Source organism: Candidatus Albibeggiatoa sp. nov. BB20, assembly GCA_016744725.1.
Lineage (GTDB): Bacteria > Pseudomonadota > Gammaproteobacteria > Beggiatoales > Beggiatoaceae > Albibeggiatoa.
In genome coordinates this window covers 1-3,651 of the sequence record JADGDW010000257.1, presented here as the reverse complement: position 1 = coordinate 3,651, position 3,651 = coordinate 1, and the positions used below count along the sequence as shown (strand labels likewise).

Below are 3,651 nucleotides of genomic sequence, written 5' to 3'. Positions count from 1 at the left end.
ACCTAGAAAAGGGCCTACTTATTCTCCCAACCACTCTAAACAACAATATGAATATTCCTTTCGAATTAAATCTGTAGCTCCAAGGAGAGGGGAAGCAAGTATTCATCTGAATGCACTTTTAAAATAAGATAAATTCAGACTTCTTGCTAAATTTATGTCATGACGAATTTTTAAGCGACGAGAAAGTCAAATTACTAGTAGCCTATTTCTTTATGAACCTTTCCATTGATTTACTCCCTGCTTTAGTTTTCCAATTCTTTTAAAATCATTAATTTTTTTATTCGCATACAAGACCAAATTTTGTATTAAAATAGACTCATTTATTTAATTTTGCCCTTCAACTGTTATAATCCAAGCCTATTGATTAAATCTGATGATGGATATTTATGAAACAATTCATTTTATTGCTTGGTTTGCTGCTCAGCACTAACCTCTACGCACAACAAGATTTAGCCGTGTTTTTACATGATTTAACCTCTTTGCAAGCTAATTTTGTTCAACGTTTATATGCAGATACTGGGGAATTACTGGAAGAAACCGAAGGTCAAATGTATATCCAACGTCCAGACCGTTTTCGTTGGGCATATCAAGTACCTTATCAACAGCTCATTGTTGCTGATGGCCAACTTGTGTGGATTTATGATGAAGATTTAGAGCAAGTCACGATTAAAGATTTTGATACCGCTTTGGGTAAAACACCCACATTATTATTGATGAGTAGCCAGCCTCGTGTAGAACAAGATTTTAATATGACGAAATTAGACTCACAATCGGAATACAGCCGTTTGCAACTTGAGCCCAAAGATGAAGAAGCACAATTTGAAAAAATCATTTTAACCTTGGATGGACAAGCATTACGAGGTTTAGATTTAGTGGATAATTTAGGTCAAACGACGACCATGCACTTTAAAAATATGCAGCGAAATAGCCAGTTAGATAAAAAACTGTTTCAATTTACACCACCAGAACATGTTGATATTATCAATGAATCAGAATAAAGCGTAAGCCTACACTTGGTTATCTCCGCAGTTTGCATTAAGCTATACCTATCTTTTAAATTCAGTTCAGGAAATTAGAACATGTCAGAGACTGAAAATCAGCAGAATTCAGAACAATCCGAGCAATGGGAACGTGAATTACTCAGCCGCCTTGCTTTTGCATCATTAAACGAACAACGTCGAGTGCGTAAATGGAGCATTTTCTTTAAATTTCTATTAGCTATCTATTTATTCGCCTTTCTTGGACTTTTTATTTTGGCCAACCCAGATGTTGCTAATATTTTTTCTGGAGGCAAAAGTGATTTATTTGCTGATGCAGAAGGGCACACGGCACTGGTTGAATTAACGGGAGTTATTAGCAGCGATATGGAAGCCAATGCTGAAACCATTATCAGTGGTTTGCGCAAAGCCTTTAAAAATGGAAACACTAAAGGGGTTATTTTACGAATTAATAGCCCTGGTGGTAGCCCAGTACAATCAGGTTATATCAACGATGAAATGATGCGTTTGCGTAAAAAATATCCTGATATACCACTTTATGTTGTAGTTACTGATATTTGTGCCTCTGGTGGTTATTATATTGCGGCAGCAGGCCAAGAAATTTACGCAGATAAAGCCAGTATTGTTGGCTCAATTGGCGTTATTATGAGTGGCGGCTTTGGGTTTGTAGATGCGATTGATAAATTAGGTATTGAACGCCGAGTGTATGCTGCAGGAGATAATAAAGCCTTTTTAGACCCATTCTCACCAGCAAAAGAAGCAGATGTACAACACATCACAAATTTACTCACCAATGTACACCAACAATTCATTAATGTTGTGAAACAAGGTCGCGGCGATAAATTAAAAGGTGAAGATGAAAAATTATTCTCTGGTCTGGTATGGACAGGTGAACAGGCTGTTGATTTAGGCCTCATTGATGGTTTAGGTAATACCAGTTATGTTGCAAGAGAATTGATTGGTGCTGAAGACATTGTAGATTTTACGCCGAAACTTGACTATTTTGACCGATTTGCTGAGCAATTGGGTGTATCAATGGCTAGTAAGTTAGCTAAACAACTTGATTTAGAAAAGAGTTTAGAATTACAATAATTTTAAATCCTTGTCTTAGCACGTAAATTACGTTATTTTATGTAATAAATTTGCTAATTTGGGGCTGGCAAGCTACATACGATAAAATGGCTAGCCCTCAAGTTTGAACCGCTTTTTGTTATGGTTTAATGGAAAGAAAGATGTAATTATGGCTCAAAACGTCCGTCGTCCAGTAAGTATGAGTGAACCGTATGACCCTAAACAGCGTTCAATTGGGGGGGTGGTACTTGCCTTAATTATGCTGTTGACTTATTTCTTCTTACAAGCCCTTGTCACTCTATCCATTCCCGCAGGTGCAATACAATCTTCAGATGGCAGTTATATTTTAAGTGCTATTGAGCCTGATGAAGTGACTGAAGAAATCATTGAGGATGCAAATGGTGATATTTATGTCCCTGATCTTCCAAGCTCGATGTCACGATTTGTATTTTTAGATATTGATGGAATGCCATTTGGTACGGGTAACAACGAGATTGGTAAAAATGAGCAAACAAGGCCTATTATTGGTACACACTGGGTGGTTCAAGCTGCCAGTTTAAAGAAATATAGTCGTGCTGAAGATTTAGTGACCAAGTTAAAAGCGGAAGGCATTGACATGGAAATAAAAAAAATTGGTACTTGGTATACGGTGCGAACAGTCGCACAGCGTACGGAAGCAGAAGCTAAAAGTATGAGAAAACGACTGCGCCAATTTGGTCACAAAGGCTTAATTAAGAAAATAGAATAATGTTACAAATCGTGGTGATTGCCTTAGGAGGTGCATTAGGTGCACTCATGAGATTTTGGGTTTCGACAGGCTTTTATACTCTATTAGGCCGTGAATTCCCTTATGGTACGCTAGCGGTTAATCTGATTGGTTCTTTGTTAATGGGTTTTCTGTCAATTTGGATGTTAGATAAACTCATTGCTCAAGAATGGAAAATGGCCGTATTGGTTGGCTTTTTAGGCGCATTTACAACATTTTCTACTTTTTCATTGGATACTTTGTATTTAATTGAATCTGAAGCTTATTTCAAAGCCTTATTGAATATTTTCAGCAATGTGTCTTTATGTATTTTAACCGTTTGGATGGGAATGTTACTGGCACGTCAGTTATAAAATTAACTCAATTAATTTCTAAAAAACACATAACAAATTGATTTTAATAAATTATATTAATATTCAAAAGCTACTTTTGTCACAAAACAGTCAACGGATTTAAAATTTTAGCCTGTTCAAGATGTTCGGGCGAATATTGTGCGTAAATCATAGTCATCTTTATATCGCTGTGTCCTAAGATTTCTTTTAACGCAAGAATATTTCCGCCGTTGGCAATAAAATGAGTTGCAAAAGTATGCCTTAATACATGGCTGGCTTGATTATCTCTTACCTTAAAACTGCACTTTTTTAGAGTTTTTCTGAAGGTATAGTAGCTTTTTCTAAATAATTGTTCACTTGAGCTGTTTTTTAGTTCTTCGCATAACTCACTGCTTAACGGTACAGTGCGATTTCTACCACCTTTAGTATTGATGAAAGTGATGCGGTCATTGCCAACTTGAGATTTAGTCAGATTTTCTACCTC

At 36.4% G+C, this 3,651-nt stretch carries 5 protein-coding genes; 4 read left to right on the top strand and 1 reads right to left on the bottom strand.

Annotated elements, in window-relative coordinates; genetic code table 11:
* The first annotated feature begins 386 nt into the window (after positions 1–386).
* The 4 genes from lolA to crcB all read left to right on the top strand — a co-directional run bounded on the left by lolA (position 387) and on the right by crcB (position 3,188).
* Complete coding sequence (lolA, locus tag ABXH34_RS18220; RefSeq protein WP_353573312.1) at positions 387–998, top strand: outer membrane lipoprotein periplasmic chaperone LolA; 612 nt, start codon at positions 387–389, stop codon at positions 996–998.
* 81 nt (positions 999–1,079) lie between these two features.
* Complete coding sequence (locus ABXH34_RS18215) at positions 1,080–2,090, top strand: S49 family peptidase (protein ID WP_353573311.1); 1,011 nt, start codon at positions 1,080–1,082, stop codon at positions 2,088–2,090.
* 148 nt (positions 2,091–2,238) lie between these two features.
* On the top strand, positions 2,239–2,817 hold the full coding sequence (locus ABXH34_RS18210; RefSeq protein ID WP_353573310.1) for an SPOR domain-containing protein: 579 nt from the start codon (positions 2,239–2,241) through the stop codon (positions 2,815–2,817).
* Complete coding sequence (gene crcB, locus ABXH34_RS18205; protein WP_353573309.1) at positions 2,817–3,188, top strand: fluoride efflux transporter CrcB; 372 nt, start codon at positions 2,817–2,819, stop codon at positions 3,186–3,188. Before ABXH34_RS18210 ends, crcB begins: the two co-directional genes overlap by 1 nt.
* Positions 3,189–3,267: 79 nt before the next feature.
* Here the strand turns inward: crcB and ABXH34_RS18200 are convergent.
* A partial coding sequence (locus tag ABXH34_RS18200) for a tyrosine-type recombinase/integrase (RefSeq protein WP_353573308.1) occupies positions 3,268–3,651 on the bottom strand: 384 nt, incomplete at its 5' end.

Bases quoted from the DNA above. Each gene is read 5' to 3' on its own strand.
- ABXH34_RS18215 (WP_353573311.1), top strand. From the start codon at position 1,080: ATGTCAGAGACTGAAAATCAGCAGAATTCAGAACAATCCGAGCAATGG.
- ABXH34_RS18210 (WP_353573310.1), top strand. From the start codon at position 2,239: ATGGCTCAAAACGTCCGTCGTCCAGTAAGTATGAGTGAACCGTATGAC.
- crcB (WP_353573309.1), top strand. From the start codon at position 2,817: ATGTTACAAATCGTGGTGATTGCCTTAGGAGGTGCATTAGGTGCACTC.
- lolA (WP_353573312.1), top strand. From the start codon at position 387: ATGAAACAATTCATTTTATTGCTTGGTTTGCTGCTCAGCACTAACCTC.